Origin of the sequence: Pseudomonas sp. 1912-s, assembly GCF_029269205.1 — a bacterium.
GTDB lineage: Bacteria > Pseudomonadota > Gammaproteobacteria > Pseudomonadales > Pseudomonadaceae > Aquipseudomonas.
Window position 1 is genome coordinate 107,108 of record NZ_JARIXR010000001.1, and the last position, 19,664, is coordinate 126,771.

A 19,664-nucleotide genomic window follows, 5' to 3' on the forward strand; every position below is an offset into this window, starting at 1 on the left:
AGTGGACCTATTGTGGTGAGCGGGCTTGCCCCGCGCTGGGCTGCGAAGCGGCCCTCAATAGAATGAACGCGATGTATCAGGTATTCCACAGTGCCTGTTTTGGGGCCGCTTCGCAGCCCTGCACGGGGCAAGCCCGCTCACCACAATAATCCCTGCCACAAGCCCCTCCACAGGGCTGGCCAGTGGCACATCGTTTTATCCCAACCGAATATTCAAGCTCTGCGCATCGCCCGTGCGTGCGGCGCTGACCAGTTGTTGCCTGGCCGCTGTAGTCAGCGGGTTCAACCAGCTGACCACCGTATGGCTACGGCCCAGGCGCAAGGCTTCGCAGGTCAGTTGCTGGGCGCTCTGAGCACCGCGGGGTTGCAGCAACAGGATACGCTCGCGATTCAGGCCGGCGTCCCGCAGCCAGGCCTGGGTCAGGCTGGATGGCGGGGCAATCAGCGTCAGCCAGCGTGCATCCTGCTCCTCGCTCAATTCGCGAAGAATCGGCGCCAGCAGGCTGAGGCAGCTCCCGGCAGCACCGCGCAACGACAGTTCACTGAACGCCTCGGGTTCGGCGCTCCAGGGCGCTTCGACCGTTTCCTTGAGGATGGGCGCAAGGGGCTGGGCCATAAAGGCCTCAAACAGCGACAGCTGAGTGTGTTGTGGGGTCTGTAGGAACTGCATGATGCCTCCGTTAGCGGCGAATTACGCCGACGCTCAAGCCTTCAATCACCAGGTCCTGATCCTTCAGGTTCACTTCAATCGGCGCGAACTCAGGGTTCTCGGCCAGTAGCCAGACCTTGCTGCCTTCGCGCTTGAAGCGTTTGACCGTCACTTCATCGCCAATACGGGCGACGACGATCTGGCCATTGCGGGCTTCACGTGTGGTGTGGACGGCCAACAGGTCGCCGTCGAAAATGCCCACGTCCTTCATGCTCATGCCATGGACCCGCAGCAGATAGTCGGCACGGGGATGGAAGAAGGTCGGGTTGATGTTGCAGGATTCCTCGACGTGCTGCTGCGCCAGGATCGGCGCACCGGCTGCGACCCGGCCGATGATCGGCAGTGTCGACTCGTCGGCCTTGGCTTCGAAGCCAGGGATACGAATGCCGCGTGAAGCACCCGGGGTCATCTCGATCGCGCCTTTGCGGGCGAGGGCCTTGAGGTGTTCTTCAGCAGCGTTGGGCGACTTGAATCCCAGTTCCAGCGCAATTTCCGCCCGGGTCGGCGGGTAGCCGTTGTCATCGAGGCAGCGCTTGATAAAAGCCAGAATCTCAGCTTGGCGTGGCGTCAGTTTTAGCATGTTGATCGCTCTGTCTTTTTATACAGTGACTGGGATTATATACAGTGGACTGCGCTTGGCAATCACCGTTTTCAGTCACTCCGCTGGACGGTCATTTGTCACCTGTCCTACAGGCTGAAGACAGCGCTGCCTACAGACCTTGGCGAATGTGATTAAATGGCCATGAAATCGGTGACCGGCCGGCCGCAAACGGACCTGCAGGCTTGACAAGACATAGCTTGAAACGTATGTTTCAAACAAGTGTTTGTCAGGCGGAGTAGCCATGGCCCAGTCGGAAACCGTTGAACGCATTCTCGATGCTGCCGAGCAGTTGTTCGCGGAAAAAGGATTTGCTGAAACCTCATTGCGGCTGATTACCAGCAAGGCCGGGGTCAACCTGGCGGCAGTGAATTATCATTTCGGCTCCAAGAAAGCGCTGATCCAGGCTGTGTTCTCACGGTTCCTGGGGCCTTTCTGCATCAGCCTCGATCGTGAGCTGGAGCGTCGCCAGGCCAAGCCTGAAAACAAGCCAAGCCTGGAAGACCTGCTGGAAATCCTCGTCGAGCAGGCCCTTGTGGTCCAGCCTCGCAGCGGCAATGACCTGTCGATCTTCATGCGCCTGCTGGGCCTCGCGTTCAGCCAGAGTCAGGGCCACCTGCGTCGTTACCTGGAAGACATGTACGGCAAGGTGTTTCGCCGCTATATGTTGCTGGTCAATGAGGCCGCACCGCGTATCCCGCCAATCGAGCTGTTCTGGCGCGTGCACTTCATGCTCGGCGCTGCCGCGTTCAGCATGTCCGGGATCAAGGCCCTGCGTGCGATTGCCGAGACCGACTTTGGCGTCAACACCTCCATTGAGCAGGTGATGCGCCTGATGGTGCCGTTTCTCGCCGCCGGCATGCGGGCCGAAACCGGTGTCACCGACCAGGCCATGGCCGCCGCCCAGTTGCGCCCGCGCAGCAAGTCGGTGCCGGCGCCGGCCAAGGTTTAACCCCTTTCGGGTGTGCGCGGCCGCTTGCATCCGCTAAGCTAGCCGCCCATGCCGATTTCAGCTATTTATCCACAGCCCGTTGCGCTCGCTGAGCGTCCGTCTCCAGATTTAATCCTGGCGATGCGATCTCGCGAGGGCTCCGGGCTGCGTGCGTTATTTAAGGAAGCTTTATGACTCAAGCCCTGCAAGGCTCTTTGATGGTGGACGTCGCCGGTACCTGGCTGACGGCTGAAGATCGTCACTTGTTGCGTCAGCCCGAGGTGGGCGGCCTGATCATTTTTGCGCGCAATATCGAGCACCCGCGCCAGGTGCGTGAGTTGAGTGCCGCGATTCGTGCGGTGCGCCCGGACCTGCTGCTGGCGGTCGACCAGGAAGGCGGCCGGGTGCAGCGTTTGCGCCAGGGGTTTGTGCGGCTGCCGGCGATGCGCGCCCTGGCTGACAATCCGAATGCTGAACAGTTGGCCGAGCAGTGTGGCTGGATCATGGCGACAGAGGTGCTGGCGGTTGGCCTGGACCTGAGTTTCGCCCCGGTGCTGGACCTCGATTACCAGCGCAGCGCCGTCGTGGGCACGCGCGCGTTCGAAGGCGACCCGGAGCGCGCCGCCGTGTTGGCGGGTGCCTTTATCCGAGGTATGAACAGCGCCGGCATGGCGGCCACCGGCAAGCACTTTCCCGGCCACGGCTGGGCCGAAGCCGATTCCCACGTCGCGATTCCCAATGATGAACGCAGCCTGGAACAGATTCGCGCCAATGACCTGGTGCCTTTCGCACGGCTGAGCAAGCAACTGGCGGCCGTTATGCCGGCCCACGTGATTTATCCACAGGTGGATGCGCAACCGGCCGGTTTCTCCCGGCGCTGGTTGCAGGACATCCTGCGGGGCGAGTTGCAGTTCGACGGGGTGATCTTCAGTGACGACCTGTCCATGGCCGGTGCGCATGTGGTCGGTGATGCCGCCAGCCGTATCGAAGCCGCGCTGACGGCCGGCTGCGACATGGGCCTGGTGTGCAACGACCGCGCCGCCGCCGAGTTGGCCCTGAGCGCGGCCCAGCGCATGAAAGTCACGCCGTCGGCGCGTATCGCGCGGATGCGTGGGCAGGCGGTGGCGTCGACCGAGTACAAGCAGGATCCGCGTTGGCTGGCGGCATTGAGTGCGCTGCGGGATGCTCAATTGATTGATTAAGACCGTGTCGCGTCCATCGCAGGCAAGCCAGCTCCCACAGGGAAATGTATTCCAAATGTGGGAGCGGGCTTGCCCGCGATAGCGGTCTTAAAGTCAGCGCTTCTCTTGCTTGTGAGGCAACGGCGCAAACAACGCCTCGATGTCCTCATTCCCCAGCTTCCAATCCCCCGTCGTCCGCCCATCCAGAACACCCGCCGCCAGATCAGACTTTTCCTTCTGCAAATGCTGGATTTTCTCTTCCACCGTGCCCCGGGCAATCATCTTGTAGACGAACACCGGCTTCTCCTGGCCGATGCGATACGCGCGGTCGGTCGCCTGGTTTTCCGTCGCCGGGTTCCACCAAGGGTCGTAGTGAATCACCGTGTCCGCTTCCGTCAGGTTAAGCCCCACGCCGCCTGCTTTCAGGCTGATCAGAAAGATCTGCAGCTTGCCGCTCTGGAAGTCTTTCACCGGCGTGCGCCGATCCCGGGTTTGCCCGGTCAGCAGCGCGTAGGCCACGCCACGCTTCTTCAGCTCGGCTTCGATCAGGCTCAGCATCGAGGTGAACTGGGAAAACAGCAGGATCCTGCGCCCTTCGGCAAACAACTCTTCGAGCATCTCCATCAAGCTGTCGAGCTTGCCCGAGCTGCTGCCCTTTGCCGGCAGGGTTGCATCATTGACCAGGCGTAGATCACAGCACACCTGCCGCAACTTGAGCAGCGCTTCCAGGATGATGATCTGGCTGCGGGCCACGCCTTTGCGGGTGATCTCGTCGCGGACTTTCTTGTCCATCGCCAGGCGCATGGTTTCGTATACGTCGCGCTGGGCTTCGTTGAGGTCGACCCAGTGGATGATCTCGGTCTTGGGCGGCAGTTCGGTCGCCACCTGCTCCTTGGTACGGCGCAGCAGGAACGGTTTGATCCGACCATTGAGGTGCTGCAATCGCACGTCGCTGCCGCGCTTTTCAATCGGCACGCGGTAATCGCGGTTGAAGCTTTTTACATCCCCCAGCCAACCCGGCAGCAGGAAGTGGAACAGCGACCACAGCTCGCCCAGGTGGTTTTCCAGCGGCGTACCTGAAAGGCACAGGCGCTGGCGGGCATTCAGTTCACGGGCCGCCTGGGCGGCCTTGCTGTTGGGGTTCTTGATGTACTGCGCTTCGTCCAGGATCAGCACGTGCAAGGGCAGGGCGGCCAGTTGCTCGATGTCCTTGGGCAGCAGGGCGTAGGTGGTCAGCAGCAGGTCGTAGTCCTGCAACTGCGGGAAATGTTTCTTACGCCCGGCGCCATACAGCGCCAATACTTTGAGCTGCGGCGTGAAGTGCGCGGCTTCGTCGAGCCAGTTCGGGATCAGGCTGGTGGGCATCACCACCATGCACGGCCGGTCCAGGCGCCCGGCGATTTTCTCGCTGAGAATATGCGCCAGGGTTTGCAGGGTTTTGCCCAGGCCCATGTCATCCGCAAGAATCCCGCCGACGTCGAGCTGGCGCAGCGACTGCATCCAGCTCAAGCCTTCCAGCTGGTAAGGGCGCAACGTCGCATTCAGCCCTTCGGGCGCTTCGCAGCTGAAATCCTTGATGTCCCGCAGGCGCTGGGCGAAGTTGCGGATCTTTTCGCCGCCTTCCCATTGCAGCGGCAGGTCTTCCAGCGGGTTCAGGCGAATGGCGTCTGCCTTGGCCAGGCGCAGCGCGGTGGTGCCGGGTTCTTGCAGGTAGAACTCGCCAAGGGTTGCCAGCACCGGTTTCAGCCGGCCATAAGGCAGCGCCACTTGCAGCGGGCCGTGGCCATTGGGCAGGCCGGGGATGTTCACCAGAATCAGTTCGTCATCACGGCGCCGGGCGAGTTTTTCCGGGTTGAGGATCTCGGTGTGGGAGCGCATCAGGTTCAGCAGGATCGGCAGCAAACTCAGGCGTTCGCCGTTGACGATGATCCCCAGCTCCAGGTCGAACCAGTCGCGCTCCGGCATTTCGTCGACGCTGGCGTACCAGTCGTCGACGGCGCTCAGGTCGAAACCGAAATCCTCATCGATCTGCAATTCCCAGCCCTGGGCACGCAGGGTCGGTGACGCGTTCAGGGTGAAGTTCAGCCAGGCGCTGTCATTGACCATTTCGAACAGTTCGCCGGCACTTTCCGGCAGGGCCTTGCTCTGGCGTGTGGCGATCTTGAAGCCCAGCAGGCGCAGCTGTTCGCGAAACTGCTGCTCCACCTCGGGGTGGCGCTTGATCCGCAGGCTCTGCTGTTCCTGGCGCACGATGATGTCGGCGTTTTTCTGGCCGCTGACGTAGTTGCCCAGATAGTTGAAGGACAACGCCGCGCGATGCTGGATGTAACGCTGCATCTTGCCGTTGCGCGGTTCGAAGGCGCTGAACTCGATACTGGCCAGCCACAAGCGTGGCACCGGCTGTACGTCCTCCATCACCACTTGCGGCAGCACCACGCGGTTATCCAGCACCGCCTGGAGCTTCTCCAGCAACTCGGCATCCTGGGCCGCCGCCGGGTAGGCCAGGGTTTCCTGGACCTTGAGCAGCACCGCGGCGATGTGTTTGCAGTTGGTGTGCACGGGGCAGGTGCAACGGCTGTCTACCAGGATCAGCGTGCCCTTGGCGGATTCGCGCAGGGAGATGGTCTGGCGATAGACATTGCCGCCCGAGCCTTCACAGCTGGCAATGATGGTGCTGTCGCCGGACTCGACGATGCGCACGCGGTTTTCCAGGGCGTAGCGCCGGCCGCGCTCAAGGCTTTGCTCTTTAAAGCGATTGGCCCACGAAGGGGCCAGGGGTTTGGTCAACGACGACGTCAGGGGCATGGTGCTGGATCAGTCCTGGACGTCGGGCGGTGGAGCGCTGGGCGGCTTGGCGGTCAGCGAAGTGATCTTGATCAGCAGGGCGAGGTGGCCGCCGTCCAGGTAGTTGAGCTGGTTATTCTTGGTGCGCACGTCTTGCTGGCTGAGGTGCTCGCTGGCGATGACGCTGCCGTTGGCGTCGAACTGGTTGATCCAGAAGTCTGCGTCGATATCGGTAAAGCGCCCCAATTGCAGGCTCAGTGTGCCCTCGATGGGAAACTGGCCGAACTGTTCCTGACCGTCGCTGATGGCCAGTTTCACGGGTTGGTCACCGAGGTTCTGGTCCCAGGCGCGGTGCAGTAGCACAGTGTAATTACTGTCGGCGCTGAGTTTGTCGACGATGTTGCCCAGCCGCGGCGGGCTCATTTTGTCGGCCGGCAGGCGTGGCGCGCCGGCGTCCCAGTTTTCCGGCGCCGCGCGGCTATTGATCACCGGCTCGGCGTTCTGGCGCACCAGGATCATCTCCACCAGGTACGGGCTGTCGGCAAACGCCGAAGGAGCAACGACCACCAACAACAAGCTCAAAATGCGGAACAGGCGCATTGGGGCGTCCTTCAAGCAGATTTCGGGATGAGGCGCTCAAACAGCGCCTCCAGTGTATTAAAGCGTTCTTCGGCGCGTTCCATCGGCACCATGAATTTGAACAGCGTAGCCCCTTCGAACTTGTAGCGATTGGGCTGGCCCTGAATCAGCTTGATCAGCACCAGCGGGTCCACCGGCGTTTGCGCTTCGAACTCGATACGCCCGCCTTGCGGCCCGGCGTCGACCTTCTTGATACCCAGTTGCTCGGCCTGCAATTTGAGCAGGGTCAGGCGCACCAGGTTCTTGGTCGGTTCCGGCAACAGGCCGAAGCGGTCGATCATCTCCACTTGCAGGTCCTTGAGGCCGTCTTCGTCTGTGGCCGAGGCGATGCGTTTGTACAGGATCAGCCGCGCGTGCACGTCCGGCAGGTAGTCTTCGGGAATCAGCGCGGGCAAACGCAGGTTGATTTCCGGGCCGCCACCCAGCGGTTGGTCGAGGTTCGGTTGTTCGCCCTTGCGGATGGCTTTCACCGCGCGCTCGAGCATCTCCATATACAGGGTGAACCCCACGGCCTGGATCTGCCCGCTTTGGCCGTCGCCCAGCAGTTCGCCGGCGCCACGGATTTCCAGGTCGTTGGTGGCCAGCACAAAGCCGGCACCGAGGTCCTGGGTATTGGCGATGGCTTCCAGGCGCTTCTCGGCGTCGGACGTGATCTGCTGGCGCGGCGGCGTCAGCAAATAGGCGTACGCCTGGTGGTGACTGCGCCCGACCCGGCCGCGCAACTGGTGCAACTGCGCCAGGCCGAACTTGTCGGCCCGCTCGATGATGATGGTGTTGGCGCTTGGCACGTCGATGCCGGTCTCGATGATGGTCGAGGCGATCAGCACGTTGAAGCGCTTGTGGTAGAAGTCGCTCATCACCTGTTCGAGTTCGCGCTCGCGCATCTGCCCGTGGCCGATGGCGATCCGGGCTTCCGGCACCAGTTCGGCCAGGTCGGCGGCGCATTTCTCGATGGTTTTTACATCGTTGTGCAGGTAGTAAACCTGGCCGCCGCGCAGCAACTCACGCAGCAGGGCTTCCTTGACCGTGCTTTTGTTCTGCTCCATCACGAAGGTGCGCACCGACAACCGGCGCGCCGGTGGCGTGGCGATGATCGACAGGTCGCGCATGCCCGACACCGCCATGTTCAGCGTGCGCGGAATCGGCGTGGCGGTGAGGGTCAGGATGTCGACTTCACTGCGCAGGGCCTTGAGTTGTTCCTTCTGACGGACACCGAAGCGGTGCTCTTCGTCGATGATCACCAGGCCAAGGTTCTTGATCTTCACATCGTCCGACAGCAGCTTGTGGGTGCCGATCACGATGTCGATCTTGCCTTCTGCCAGGTCGGCAATCGCCGCGTTCACTTCCTTGGCCGACTTGAAGCGGCTCATCACTTCCACGGTCACCGGCCAGTCGGCAAAGCGGTCGCGGAAGCTGTTGTAGTGCTGTTGGGCGAGCAGGGTGGTCGGTACGAGGATCGCCACCTGGCGGCCGCCGTGCACCGCAATAAAGGCTGCGCGCATGGCGACTTCGGTCTTGCCGAAGCCCACGTCGCCGCACACCAGGCGGTCCATTGGCTTGGGCGCCAGCATGTCGGCGCGCACGGCGTCGATGGTGGTTTGCTGGTCCGGGGTTTCTTCGAAGGCAAAGCCGGCGCTGAAGGTCGCGTAGTCGGCCTTTGGGTCGGCAAACGCATAACCTTCGCGGGCGGCGCGGCGGGCATAAATGTCGAGCAATTCAGCGGCCACGTCGCGCACCTGTTCGGCGGCCTTGCGCTTGGCTTTCTGCCAGGTCTCGGAGCCCAGGCGGTGCAACGGCGCGAGGGCGTCGTCGCTGCCGGTGTAGCGGGCGATCAGGTGCAGGTTGGCCACGGGCACGTAGAGCTTGGCGCCCTCGGCGTATTCCATGGTGAGGAATTCAGCGACCTGGTTATCGATCTCAAGAGTTTGCAGGCCCAGGTAACGGCCCACGCCGTGGTCGATATGCACCACCGGCGCGCCTTCGCGCAGCTCGGTGAGGTTCTTGATTACCGCGTCGTTGTTGGCATCGGCGCGTTTTTCGCGGCGGCGACGCTGCATCACGCGCTGACCGAACAGCGGGCTTTCGGCAATCAATGCCAGGGCCGGGTCGTCCAGCAGCAGGCCTTCGTCCAGCGGCGCGATGGTGATCGCCAGGCGATCCTTGCTCGCGACAAAATCCGGCCAGCTGTCGACGGTTTTCGGTCGCAGCTTCAGGCGTTCCAGCAACTCCAGCAGCACCTCGCGGCGCCCGGCGGACTCGGCGGTAAACAGCACGCGGCCAGGGAAGTCACCGAGGAAATTCGACAGCGCTTCCAGCGGCTGGTTGGCCTTGGCTTCAATCGCCAGGTTCGGCAGCGCTTGCGCCGGGAAGCGCTCGCGGCCGGCGCCTGCATCCACGTCCTGTTGGCTGGCGACCACGCGCGGCCAGTTTTTCAGGCGGGCGAAGCAGTCTTCCACCGGCAGGAACAGTTCGGCCGGTGGCAATAAAGGACGGGACGGGTCGACGCGGCGCTCTTCATAACGGTTGCGCACGTCATTCCAGAAATTCTCTGCCGCTTGTTCGATGCCCGGCAGCGAGAACACCTGGGTGTCCTGGGGCAGGTAATCGAAGAGGGTGGAGGTTTCGTCGAAGAACAACGGCAGGTAGTACTCGATACCGGCGGGGGTAATCCCGCTGCTCAAGTCCTGGAAGATCGGGCAGCGGCGGAAGTCCACGTCAAAGCGTTCGCGGAAACGTGCCTTGAAGCGCGTGACCGCATCTTTTTGCAGCGGGAATTCTCGGGCCGGCAGCAGCTTGACCGATTCCACCTTGTCGATGGAGCGCTGATTCTCAGGGTCGAAGGTGCGCAGGGTTTCGATTTCGTCGTCGAACAGGTCGATCCGGTACGGCAGTTTGCTGCCCATCGGGAACAGGTCGATCAACGCACCGCGTACCGCGAACTCGCCGTGCTCGTACACCGTGTCGACGCAGCGATAGCCGCTGGCCTCAAGCCGGGTGCGCATTTGCTCCACGTCGAGCTTCTGGCCGATATCCAGCACCAGGCTGCTGCCCAGCAGGAACTTGGTCGGTGCCAGGCGGTGCAAGGCCGTGGTGATCGGCACCACCAGCACGCCGTGGGCCAGTTCCGGCAAGCGGTACAGGCTCGCGATGCGCTGGGAAATGATGTCCTGGTGCGGCGAGAACAGATCGTAGGGCAGGGTTTCCCAGTCCGGGAAATGCAGCACCGGCAAATCGGGGGCGAAGAAACTCAGCTCCTGTTCCAGCCGCTCGGCACTTTGGCTGTCGGCGGTGAGCAGCAGGGTAAAGCGCTTGGCAGCGCTGGCAGCCTCGGCGATGGCCAGGCTCAGGGCGGCACCGGGCAGATTGCCCCAGTGCTGTTTACCTGCCGCAGCAGGGAGAAGCGGTAGACGCAGAACGGGCACGGAAGGTTGAGCTCCAAGCGTTGCGACAAAGTCGGTAATTGTAACGGCCCGGAGTGCCGCCTGTCAGTTGCTGACTGAGCCTATTACGGTTTGTAGGAAATGTAGTGGCTAAGACAAACAAAGGCGTCTTTTGACTCATTATGTAGTGCCGAAATCGGCGTATGTTTCGGAGGGTTACGGACACTTTGTCACATCGGCCCACAAGGGGGTGCTCTGGAAGCCACGTGTTTACTGGGCTCCAGCGGGGCGTTATTTTTTTGCAAGGAGTTTTGTTGCTGGCCGCGCATTGCTCCGAGGGCGGTCGGGCGGCATAATGTAGCCCCTTTTTTCTGCCCCTACATGTGGAAGGTTCCCGTGACTCAGAAGCCCGACCAGTGTCTTGGTGAATGGATCGACCGTGAAGCACTCGCTGAAGCGATGATTCCGCTTATCGGTCAGCTCTACCGCAATAACAACGTGGTGAGCTCGATCTATGGCCGCAGCCTGATCAACCAATCAGTCATCGCGATTCTCAAGGCTCATCGCTTTGCTCGCCATCGTTCCGCCGACGACAGCGAACTCTCCGTCCACGAAACATTCCCTCTGCTTAAAGCCATGAGCGAGCTCAAGCTCGGCGCGGCCTCGGTAGACCTGGGCAAGCTGGCCTACAAATTCCGCAAGGAAGGCGCTGGCCGTACCGCCGAGCAGTTCGTGCGTGAAGAAATGGCCGATGTGGTTGGCCAGCAAAACGCTGCAGCCCGCAAAGGCACCGACGTTGTGCTTTACGGCTTCGGTCGTATCGGCCGCCTGCTGGCGCGCATCCTGATCGAAAAAACCGGTGGTGGCGACGGCCTGCGCCTGCGTGCCATCGTGGTGCGTAAGGGCGCCGAGAACGACCTGACCAAACGCGCCAGCCTGCTGCGCCGCGACTCGGTACACGGTCCGTTCAACGGCACCATCGTCATCGACGAAGAAAACAACACCATCACCGCCAACGGTAACCTGATCCAGGTGATCTACGCGAAGAACCCGGCTGAAGTGGACTACACCCAGTACGGCATCAAGGACGCACTGCTGGTGGACAACACCGGTGTGTGGCGTGACGCCGAGGGCCTGGGCCAGCACCTGGCGTGCCCGGGTATCGACCGCGTTGTCCTGACTGCGCCTGGCAAGGGTAAGCTGAAGAACATCGTGCACGGCATCAACCACGGTGAAATCACCGCTGACGACAAGATCGTGTCTGCCGCTTCCTGCACCACCAACGCCATCGTGCCGGTGCTGAAAGCCGTAAATGACAAGTTCGGCATCGTTAACGGTCACGTTGAAACGGTTCACTCGTACACCAACGACCAGAACCTGATCGACAACTTCCACAAAGGCGATCGCCGTGGCCGTAGCGCCGCGCTGAACATGGTCATCACCGAGACCGGTGCTGCCACCGCTGCAGCCAAGGCCCTGCCTGAGCTGGCCGGCAAGCTGACCGGTAACGCGATCCGTGTTCCGACGCCGAACGTGTCGATGGCCATTCTCAACCTGAACCTTGAGAAAGCCGCCACCCGTGAAGAGATGAACGAGTACCTGCGCTACATGGCGCTGCACTCCGATCTGCACAAGCAAATCGACTTCGTCAATTCCCAGGAAGTGGTTTCCACCGACTTCGTTGGCTCGCGCCACGCCGGTGTGGTGGACGCTGAAGCGACCATCACCCAGGATAACCGCGTTGTTCTGTACGTCTGGTACGACAACGAATTCGGTTACAGCTGCCAGGTGGTTCGTGTGATGGAAGACATGGCCGGGGTTAACCCGCCAGCATTTCCGCGCTAAGCATCAGCGGTAAATGAAAAAAGCCCCGACTGGTTCGGGGCTTTTTTATGTCTGCGGGTTTTATGTTGTTTGTACCGGCCTCATCGCAGGCAAGCCAGCTCCCACATGTTGATGTGTGAATCCACTCAAATGTGGGAGCTGGCTTGCCTGCGATAGCGATCCATCAAGCGCCGCCGACTATCGAAGCCTGCGCAGTCCGCAGCTCATGACGGTTGCCTTTAAACAAAATCAACGTGGCAATCAGGCCCAACACCGCCGCACCGCTAAGCCAGATCCCCGGCGCCGCCTTGTTGTCCAGCACGTGGATCAGGTAGGTACAGGCCGCCGGAGTAAAGCCACCAAAGGTCGCCGTCGCCAGGCTGTAGGCCAGGGAGAAACCGGTGGTACGCACTTCTACTGGCATGATTTCGGTCAGCGCCACCACCATCGCACCGTTGTACGAGCCGTACAGGAACGACAGCCAGAGCAACACGATCAACAGATGGCTGAAACTCGGGTTGGCCACCAGCCAGGACAGCGCCGGATAAGCCGTGAGGATTGCCAGAATCGTCGCCCCCAGCAGCAGGGGTTTACGGCCGATCTTGTCGGACACTGCGCCCATCACCGGCAGCCAGATGAAGTTGGAGATGCCCACGCATACGGTTACCAGCAATGCGTCGAAGTCCGACAGGTGCAGTTCGGCCTTGCCGAAAGTCGGGGTGTAGGCGGTGATCAGGTAGAACGACACAGTGGTCATCACCACCAGCGCCATGCCGGCGATCACGATGCCGAAGTTCTGACCGATGGAGCGCACGATTTCCTGCAGCGTAGGGCGATGTTTGCGCGCCTGGAATTCAGGGGTTTCTTCCAGGGAGCGACGAATCACGAAGATCACCGGCACGATCAGGCAGCCGATCAGGAACGGCACGCGCCAGCCCCAGTCACCCATTTCTTCCGGGCTGAGCCAGTGGTTCAGGCCCACACCCAGCAATCCTGCGAATACCACCGCAGCTTGCTGGCTGGCGGACTGCCAGCTGACGAAGAAGCCTTTGCGGCCCGGGGTGGCGATTTCCGCCAGGTACACCGACACGCCGCCCAATTCCACGCCGGCGGAGAAGCCTTGCAGCAAGCGGCCAAACAGCACCAGCAACGGTGCCGCGACGCCCAGGGTGGCATACCCGGGAACGCAGGCAATCAGGATGGTGCCGGCAGCCATCAGCGCCAGGGTGATCACCAGGCCCTTTTTACGGCCGTGACGGTCGATGTAGGCACCGAGGAAAATCGCGCCCAAAGGACGCATCAGGAACCCGGCGCCAAAGGTCGCCAGGGACAGCATCAGGGAGGCAAAAGCGCTGTCGGTGGGGAAAAAAGTCTTGGCAATGGCCGTGGCGTAGAAGCCGTAGACCATGAAGTCGAACATCTCGAGGAAGTTACCGCTGACAACGCGAAAGATCGCCTTGCCCTTGCCCGTTGTAGTGGACATGTCATGCACTCATTTTGGCTATCTTATTAGTAATCCCTGGTCGCAACCGTCCCTGCTGTTAAAGCCTCGGCACGAAGCTGGCGCTGAACAGTTTTGTAACCATATGTGTATAAGCCACCACAGGCAACAAAAAACCGATAGCAAGCTGGCGAATTGCCGCAGGGTGCGGGGATTAATTCAGGAGGGTATTGCGCAGGCTGTCGGACAGGCCTTTCGGTGCCAGCCAGATGCCGAGATACGCCTTGGCCAGCTCGTCATTGCGACTGCTGAACACCACTGTGCCGTTGATTTCCAGGCTCAGGCCGCGCTGAGGCCGAAAATCCAGCGCATAACGGTCACCACTGCGGATATCGCGAAAACTTTTGTGCAGTTGATCCAGTTCAGGCTTCAGGCGGGCGAGGGCTGCGGGTGTTTGCTGGCGTTCAAGGGTGGCGGTGGCGGCCTTGATCACATCGTTGCGGTCGATGTCGCGAAAGTAATACAGCTCCAGGCGCAGGTCTTTTTGCTGATCCAGGGCCTGTTTCGCGTTCAGGTTTGCCTGGGCGAACAGCGCCGCCGCATATACGTCTGCCCACAGGTAGGTCAGGACAGCCTGGTTTTTCAGCAGCAACTGATGAGATTGCGCGGGAAAACCGGCTTGTTTGAGCCGATCCGCCTCATTCGCCAGCACCGGCACCGAAAACATCAGCAATAAACAGATAACGACATGCCGCATAATGCCCCGTCCTGAAAAGGTGCTTGCCTACAGGTTAATTCAATTTTCGACAGCGAAAGGTTTTATGGGCTGCGTGCGGCACATCTTGGTTTTATGCGGACTTGCAGCGCTGGCCGGATGTGGCGGCGATTCGCTGGAGCGCTTCGGTGGCCCGACCATGGGCAGCACCTATTCGATCCAGTATGTGCGTGCGCCTGGCGTGCCCGGCCCCGCCGAGGTCCAGCGCTTGGTGGAGGGCATTCTGGCCGAGGTCGACCGGCAGATGTCGACCTACCGCAGCGACTCTGACATCGAACGTTTCAACGACCTGCCGGCCCGCAGTTGCCAGCCGATGCCGGAGCCCATCCTGCACCTGGTGCGTACCGGCGAGCAGTTGTCCCAGGCCAGTGGCGGCGCTTTTGACCTGACGGTCGAACCGCTGATGAACCTGTGGGGCTTCGGCCCGCAGGCCCGTGAGATAAAAGTCCCGGACGCGAGAGCCCTTGAGCAGGTCCGCCAGCGCGTCGGCCATCAGTATTTGCACATCGACGGTAACCAGCTGTGCAAGGACGCTGCCGTCGCAGTCGACTTCAACAGCATCGCCGCCGGTTACGCGGTCGACCGCATTGCCGCGCAACTCACTCAGCTTGGCATTCATCGCTACCTCGCCGAAGCCACCGGCGAACTCAAGGCCGCTGGCGTCAAGCCCGACGGCTCGCCCTGGCGCATCGCCCTGGAAGAACCGCGCGACGATCAGCAGGTGGCCGAAAAAATCATCGCCGTGGATGGCGTTGGTGTATCGACATCGGGTGACTATCGCAATTATTTCCAGCAGGATGGTCGGCGTTATTCCCACACCCTGGATGCCCGGACCGGCGCGCCGATCACCCATCAACTGGCATCGGTGACGGTGTTGCACCCTTCGGCATTGATGGCCGATGGATTATCGACGCTGCTGCTGATCCTCGGACCCGAACAGGGTTGGGAATACGCCGAAAAACACCAGGTCGCCGCGTTTTTTGTGATGCGTGAGGGCGCTGGTTTCGTCACACGGAGCAACAAGGCATTCGAGCAACTGACGGCAGTGAAGCCGTAACGAACGCCGTGTAGTAAAGGCAAAACTGGCCTACGACGCGACCAAGGGTTAATGTGCGCGGCGTTAAGCCTTCTATAGACTGTGCCCCGGCTCACACACTGAGCCTATTTGATCCTTCATGACCGCTGGCCGCGGCATGATTTAGCCTGGCGCCCAACCGTGCGCCATGGCCTGTTCTGAGGAGTACGCATGGCTGTCTACAACTACGACGTGGTAGTACTGGGTTCCGGCCCTGCTGGAGAAGGTGCGGCGATGAATGCCGCCAAAGCAGGGCGCAAGGTGGCGATGGTCGATAGCCGTCGCCAGGTCGGCGGTAACTGCACCCACCTGGGTACCATCCCGTCCAAGGCCTTGCGTCACTCGGTGCGCCAGATCATGCAGTTCAACACCAACCCGATGTTCCGGGCCATTGGTGAGCCGCGCTGGTTCTCGTTCCCGGACGTGCTCAAGAGCGCTGAAAAAGTCATTTCCAAACAGGTTGCCTCGCGTACCGGCTTCTATGCCCGTAACCGCGTCGACCTGTTCTTCGGCACCGGCAGCTTCGCCGACGAGCAAACCGTCGAAGTGGTCTGCGCCAACGGCGTGGTCGAGAAACTGGTGGCCAAGCACATCATCATCGCCACCGGCTCGCGTCCGTATCGCCCGGCGGATATCGATTTCCATCACCCGCGTATCTACGATAGCGACACCATCCTCAGCCTGGGCCACACCCCGCGCAAACTGATCATCTACGGCGCCGGTGTGATCGGCTGTGAATATGCCTCGATCTTCAGCGGCCTGGGTGTATTGGTTGAGCTGGTGGATAACCGCGACCAGTTGCTGAGCTTCCTCGACTCGGAAATTTCCCAGGCGTTGAGTTACCACTTCAGCAACAACAACATCACTGTGCGCCACAACGAAGAGTACGAGCGGGTCGAAGGCCTGGACAACGGTGTGATCCTGCACCTCAAGTCCGGCAAGAAAATCAAGGCCGACGCCTTGCTCTGGTGCAACGGCCGTACCGGCAACACCGACAAGCTGGGCATGGAAAACATCGGGGTCAAGGTGAATAGCCGTGGCCAGATCGAAGTGGACGAGAACTACCGTACCTGCGTGACCAACATCTACGGTGCCGGTGACGTGATCGGCTGGCCGAGCCTGGCCAGTGCCGCCCACGACCAGGGCCGCTCGGCGGCCGGCAGCATTGTCGACAACGGCAGCTGGCGCTACGTCAACGACGTGCCGACCGGGATCTACACCATTCCCGAGATCAGTTCGATCGGCAAGAACGAGCACGAACTGACCAAGGCCAAGGTGCCTTACGAAGTCGGCAAGGCGTTCTTCAAGAGCATGGCGCGTGCGCAGATCGCCGGCGAGCCGCAAGGCATGCTGAAGATCCTGTTCCACCGTGAGACCCTGGAAGTCCTCGGCGTGCATTGCTTCGGTTACCAGGCGTCGGAGATCGTGCACATCGGCCAGGCGATCATGAACCAGCCGGGTGAGCTGAATACCCTCAAGTATTTCGTCAACACCACCTTCAACTACCCGACCATGGCTGAAGCCTATCGGGTAGCGGCCTACGACGGCCTCAACCGGCTTTTTTGAGCGGCTCCGGCCGGTGGCCTGAGCCGGCCGGGGAGACCGATTTCAGTAATTCCCGAGGGTGGCAGTGGCCAAACCGGGAAAGTCTGTGATCAGGCTATCTACGCCGAAGTCGGCGAGCCTGCGCATCAGCGCGGGTTCGTTGACTGTCCACACGGACACGTGCAAACCCTGGCGCTGGGCTTTTTCCAGACGTTCAGGGGTGCACAACGTCCAGTTCAACGCCAGAATCTCACAGCCATAGTTGGCCGCCACCTTCAACGGGTCGAGCCAGGCGTATTCGGCTACCAGTCCACGGGACAGGTCCGGAGTGAGGTCCAGCGCGGCTTTCAATACTTCCCGCGAGCTTGAGGTCACGGTGACCTTGTCCATCAGCCCGAAACGCTGAGCCATTTCACGGATGGCCAGTACGGTGGTTGCCGCACGAGTGCGCGATGCGCTTTTGACTTCCAGTTGCCAGTGGTCGAAGTCGCACTGTTCGAACAGCTCTTCCAGGCGTGGGATCGGGCAGGGGTTGACCCAGCCCGGGCCGCCTTTGCGTGCGTCCATCTTCACCAGGTCGGCGGCCGAATACTCGACGACCTTGCCGCGCCGGTCGGTGGTGCGCTTGAGGGTCGGGTCGTGAATGACCATCAACTCGCCGTCCATGGACAGGTGCAAATCCAGTTCGCAACGGCGCACGCCGTGCTTGAGGCATTCCTGGAAGCTGGTCAGGGTGTTTTCCGGTGCTTCGCCTTTGGCACCGCGGTGGCCATAAATCAGGGTCACAGTTGCTCCTTTACGCCAGGGTTCCTGGCTGGATGGATGGCGCGACGCGCCATTCAGTGTTCGTATTCAGGTGTCGGACTCTTCGCTTTTTTCCCGTGCCAGGCGCCGTTCCTGAGCCTGTTTCTGCAGGATATAGCGCGCCAGCAACTGGCGTTGGGCATCGGTCATGGCTTCGAATTCAGTGCCGACTTCAAAGCCGCCCGTCTTGGCATCGCAATGCGTAACCTTGGCCCGCAGCAGCAGGCCGAGGGCTTGTGGCATCAGCACCAGCTTGACCGCCAGGTGGCTGTCGGGCTGGATTGCCGTTGGGTTCAGGAACTCGATGCCGCCTTCGGAGATGACCACGGGCTGCGGGGTGCCGATCTCGCCCAGCAGGCTTTGCGCCATGATCTGGCTGAGCAGGTCGATGCGTTTGTTCTGCACTTTGAGGAAGGCGGCGAGGGTGCGGTCCCGCTCGCCGATCTGACGCAGCAGGTGCTGGGATTCGAATTCACTCAGGTGCAATTCGCTGAGCAGATTGAACAGCGGGGAATCATCCAGCAACACTTCCTTGCTCAGCGCTTCCGGGCCCGACAGCGGGGTAATTTCCAGTGCGATCATGTCCTCGATACGGTAGTATTCGCGGCGATCTTCTTCATCTAATGTCGACATGGCGAACCCAAGGCAGCGGTGATGGTCTGAGTGTAAAGCTGCTTACCTGACCCCGCCACAAGGACGTCTTCTTTTCCTCCGAACAAGCCCCGACATGTTCAGACCTCTCTTCGTATTTATTGGCACGCGTTATACCCGTGCAAAACGTCGCAATCATTTTGTGTCGTTCATTTCCTTGACCTCGATTATCGGGCTCGCCCTTGGCGTTGTCGTGATGATCGTGGTGCTGTCGGTGATGAACGGCTTCGATCATGAGATGCGCACGCGCGTGCTGGGCATGGTGCCCCACGCGACCATCGAGTCGGGTGAGCCCATCAGCGACTGGCAAAGCCTGGCCGCCAAGGTCAAGCAGAACCCCAAAGTGCTGGCGGTTGCGCCTTTCACCCAGATGCAGGGCCTGTTGACCAACGACGGCAAGGTGCAGAAAGTCCTGCTCAATGCCATCGATCCGGCGCAGGAACGCAACGTCTCGATCATCGATAACTTCATGCAACAGGGCAAACTGGACGACTTGTCGCCCGGCAGCTTTGGCATTGCTATCGGCGACAAGGCCGCGGCCAAGCTCGGCGTGGGCATCGGCGACAAGCTAACCTTCGTTGCGCCGGAAGTCACCGTGACCCCGGCCGGCATGTTCCCGCGCATGAAGCGTTTTACCGTGGTCGGCATCTTTCATGTCGGCGCCGGTGAGATCGACGGCTACCTGGGGTTGACCAACCTGACCGACCTGGCCCGCCTGCATCGCTGGAAGCCGGACCAGGTCCAGGGCCTGCGCCTCAAGTTCAACGACCTGTTCGACGCGCCGCGTACCTCGTGGGAAATTGCCCAGCACCTGGGTGAAAACCAGTACTACGCCCGCGACTGGACCCGGACCCACGGCAACCTGTACCAGGCCATCCGCATGGAAAAAGCCATGATCGGCCTGCTGTTGCTGCTGATCGTCGCCGTGGCCGCCTTCAACATCATCTCCACGCTGGTGATGGTGGTGAACGACAAGAAGGGCGATATCGCGATCCTGCGCACCCTCGGCGCCACGCCGGGGCAGATCATGGCGATCTTCATGGTGCAGGGCACGGTGATCGGCGTCGTCGGTACCTTGATCGGCACCGTGGTGGGGATTCTCGCCGCGCTGAACGTCAGCGCCGCCATCGCCGGGCTGGAAGTGTTGATCGGCCACAAATTCCTGAACTCCGACGTCTACTTCATCGACTACTTGCCGTCCCAGGTGCAGAGCCAGGACGTGTTGATGGTCGGCGCCGCCGCGCTGGTCCTGAGTTTCCTTGCCACCCTGTATCCAGCCTGGCGCGCGGCACGTACCCAGCCGGCGCAGGCTTTACGTTATGAGTGAA

General features: G+C 61.1%; 15 protein-coding genes. 6 read left to right on the forward strand and 9 right to left on the reverse strand.

The features are described from left to right. Window positions 1-195 precede the first annotated feature (195 nt). Together sulA and lexA are read right to left on the reverse strand one after the other, a co-directional pair. Entirely contained in the window at window positions 196-669 is a 474-nt protein-coding gene (sulA, locus tag P3C29_RS00440) for an SOS-induced cell division inhibitor SulA (RefSeq protein WP_010176355.1), read from the reverse strand. Window positions 670-679: 10 nt separating this feature from the next. Then, the gene (gene lexA / locus P3C29_RS00445; protein ID WP_003172575.1) at window positions 680-1,288 is read right to left on the reverse strand and encodes a transcriptional repressor LexA; all 609 of its coding nucleotides are present in this window, start codon (window positions 1,286-1,288) and stop codon (window positions 680-682) included. Window positions 1,289-1,550: 262 nt separating this feature from the next. On the opposite strand from lexA, the gene P3C29_RS00450 reads away from it, so the two are divergent. After that, a complete protein-coding gene (locus P3C29_RS00450) occupies window positions 1,551-2,258 on the forward strand; it encodes a TetR/AcrR family transcriptional regulator (protein WP_010176354.1) in 708 nt (235 codons plus the stop codon). A 170-nt stretch (window positions 2,259-2,428) separates the two neighbouring features. After that, window positions 2,429-3,439: a beta-N-acetylhexosaminidase gene (nagZ, locus tag P3C29_RS00455; protein ID WP_010176353.1), complete on the forward strand. Its 1,011-nt coding sequence runs from the start codon at window positions 2,429-2,431 to the stop codon at window positions 3,437-3,439. A gap of 93 nt (window positions 3,440-3,532) precedes the next feature. Here nagZ and P3C29_RS00460 read toward each other — a convergent pair whose 3' ends face one another. Genes P3C29_RS00460 through mfd form a run of 3 tightly spaced genes read right to left on the reverse strand, consistent with a single transcriptional unit; the run spans window position 3,533 to window position 10,263 of the window. Then, window positions 3,533-6,223, reverse strand: a complete 2,691-nt coding sequence (locus P3C29_RS00460; RefSeq protein ID WP_177075715.1) for a DEAD/DEAH box helicase — start codon at window positions 6,221-6,223, stop codon at window positions 3,533-3,535. Window positions 6,224-6,232: 9 nt separating this feature from the next. Then, window positions 6,233-6,802 carry a CsiV family protein gene (locus tag P3C29_RS00465; RefSeq protein WP_010176350.1) on the reverse strand — a complete coding sequence of 190 codons (570 nt, stop codon included), beginning with the start codon at window positions 6,800-6,802 and terminating at the stop codon, window positions 6,233-6,235. Between the two features lie 11 nt (window positions 6,803-6,813). Continuing rightward, on the reverse strand, window positions 6,814-10,263 hold the full coding sequence (gene mfd, locus P3C29_RS00470; RefSeq protein WP_010176349.1) for a transcription-repair coupling factor: 3,450 nt from the start codon (window positions 10,261-10,263) through the stop codon (window positions 6,814-6,816). 339 nt (window positions 10,264-10,602) lie between these two features. On the opposite strand from mfd, the gene P3C29_RS00475 reads away from it, so the two are divergent. After that, window positions 10,603-12,066, forward strand: coding sequence for a glyceraldehyde-3-phosphate dehydrogenase (locus P3C29_RS00475; protein WP_029616136.1), 1,464 nt, complete (start codon window positions 10,603-10,605; stop codon window positions 12,064-12,066). A gap of 163 nt (window positions 12,067-12,229) precedes the next feature. On the opposite strand, the gene P3C29_RS00480 is transcribed toward P3C29_RS00475, so the two are convergent. Both P3C29_RS00480 and P3C29_RS00485 read right to left on the reverse strand, forming a co-directional pair. Next, on the reverse strand, window positions 12,230-13,528 hold the full coding sequence (locus tag P3C29_RS00480) for an MFS transporter (protein WP_201122311.1): 1,299 nt from the start codon (window positions 13,526-13,528) through the stop codon (window positions 12,230-12,232). Window positions 13,529-13,700: 172 nt separating this feature from the next. Further along, window positions 13,701-14,243 (reverse strand): chalcone isomerase family protein, encoded by a 543-nt coding sequence (locus tag P3C29_RS00485; protein WP_275963683.1) that lies wholly within the window; start codon window positions 14,241-14,243, stop codon window positions 13,701-13,703. A 64-nt stretch (window positions 14,244-14,307) separates the two neighbouring features. Here P3C29_RS00485 and P3C29_RS00490 point away from each other — a divergent pair, with 64 nt between their 5' ends. Then, entirely contained in the window at window positions 14,308-15,318 is a 1,011-nt protein-coding gene (locus P3C29_RS00490) for an FAD:protein FMN transferase (RefSeq protein WP_275963684.1), read from the forward strand. A 189-nt stretch (window positions 15,319-15,507) separates the two neighbouring features. After that, on the forward strand, window positions 15,508-16,902 hold the full coding sequence (gene sthA, locus P3C29_RS00495) for a Si-specific NAD(P)(+) transhydrogenase (RefSeq protein WP_010176344.1): 1,395 nt from the start codon (window positions 15,508-15,510) through the stop codon (window positions 16,900-16,902). Between the two features lie 42 nt (window positions 16,903-16,944). On the opposite strand, the gene P3C29_RS00500 is transcribed toward sthA, so the two are convergent. Further along, window positions 16,945-17,667 (reverse strand): glycerophosphodiester phosphodiesterase family protein, encoded by a 723-nt coding sequence (locus P3C29_RS00500; protein ID WP_003218946.1) that lies wholly within the window; start codon window positions 17,665-17,667, stop codon window positions 16,945-16,947. A 66-nt stretch (window positions 17,668-17,733) separates the two neighbouring features. Continuing rightward, a complete protein-coding gene (locus tag P3C29_RS00505; protein WP_010176342.1) occupies window positions 17,734-18,318 on the reverse strand; it encodes a PilZ domain-containing protein in 585 nt (194 codons plus the stop codon). 94 nt (window positions 18,319-18,412) lie between these two features. On the opposite strand from P3C29_RS00505, the gene P3C29_RS00510 reads away from it, so the two are divergent. Continuing rightward, complete coding sequence (locus tag P3C29_RS00510) at window positions 18,413-19,663, forward strand: lipoprotein-releasing ABC transporter permease subunit (protein ID WP_010176341.1); 1,251 nt, start codon at window positions 18,413-18,415, stop codon at window positions 19,661-19,663. Window position 19,664 lies beyond the last annotated feature (1 nt).

What these genes read in the sequence shown, in the direction of transcription:
- nagZ (WP_010176353.1), top strand. Translation starts at nt 2,429, where the DNA reads ATGACTCAAGCCCTGCAAGGCTCTTTGATGGTGGACGTCGCCGGTACC.
- P3C29_RS00490 (WP_275963684.1), top strand. Translation starts at nt 14,308, where the DNA reads ATGGGCTGCGTGCGGCACATCTTGGTTTTATGCGGACTTGCAGCGCTG.
- P3C29_RS00450 (WP_010176354.1), top strand. Translation starts at nt 1,551, where the DNA reads ATGGCCCAGTCGGAAACCGTTGAACGCATTCTCGATGCTGCCGAGCAG.
- sulA (WP_010176355.1), bottom strand. Translation starts at nt 669, where the DNA reads ATGCAGTTCCTACAGACCCCACAACACACTCAGCTGTCGCTGTTTGAG.
- sthA (WP_010176344.1), top strand. Translation starts at nt 15,508, where the DNA reads ATGGCTGTCTACAACTACGACGTGGTAGTACTGGGTTCCGGCCCTGCT.
- P3C29_RS00480 (WP_201122311.1), bottom strand. Translation starts at nt 13,528, where the DNA reads ATGTCCACTACAACGGGCAAGGGCAAGGCGATCTTTCGCGTTGTCAGC.
- P3C29_RS00475 (WP_029616136.1), top strand. Translation starts at nt 10,603, where the DNA reads ATGTGGAAGGTTCCCGTGACTCAGAAGCCCGACCAGTGTCTTGGTGAA.
- P3C29_RS00505 (WP_010176342.1), bottom strand. Translation starts at nt 18,318, where the DNA reads ATGTCGACATTAGATGAAGAAGATCGCCGCGAATACTACCGTATCGAG.
- P3C29_RS00485 (WP_275963683.1), bottom strand. Translation starts at nt 14,243, where the DNA reads ATGCGGCATGTCGTTATCTGTTTATTGCTGATGTTTTCGGTGCCGGTG.
- P3C29_RS00510 (WP_010176341.1), top strand. Translation starts at nt 18,413, where the DNA reads ATGTTCAGACCTCTCTTCGTATTTATTGGCACGCGTTATACCCGTGCA.
- P3C29_RS00465 (WP_010176350.1), bottom strand. Translation starts at nt 6,802, where the DNA reads ATGCGCCTGTTCCGCATTTTGAGCTTGTTGTTGGTGGTCGTTGCTCCT.
- P3C29_RS00460 (WP_177075715.1), bottom strand. Translation starts at nt 6,223, where the DNA reads ATGCCCCTGACGTCGTCGTTGACCAAACCCCTGGCCCCTTCGTGGGCC.
- lexA (WP_003172575.1), bottom strand. Translation starts at nt 1,288, where the DNA reads ATGCTAAAACTGACGCCACGCCAAGCTGAGATTCTGGCTTTTATCAAG.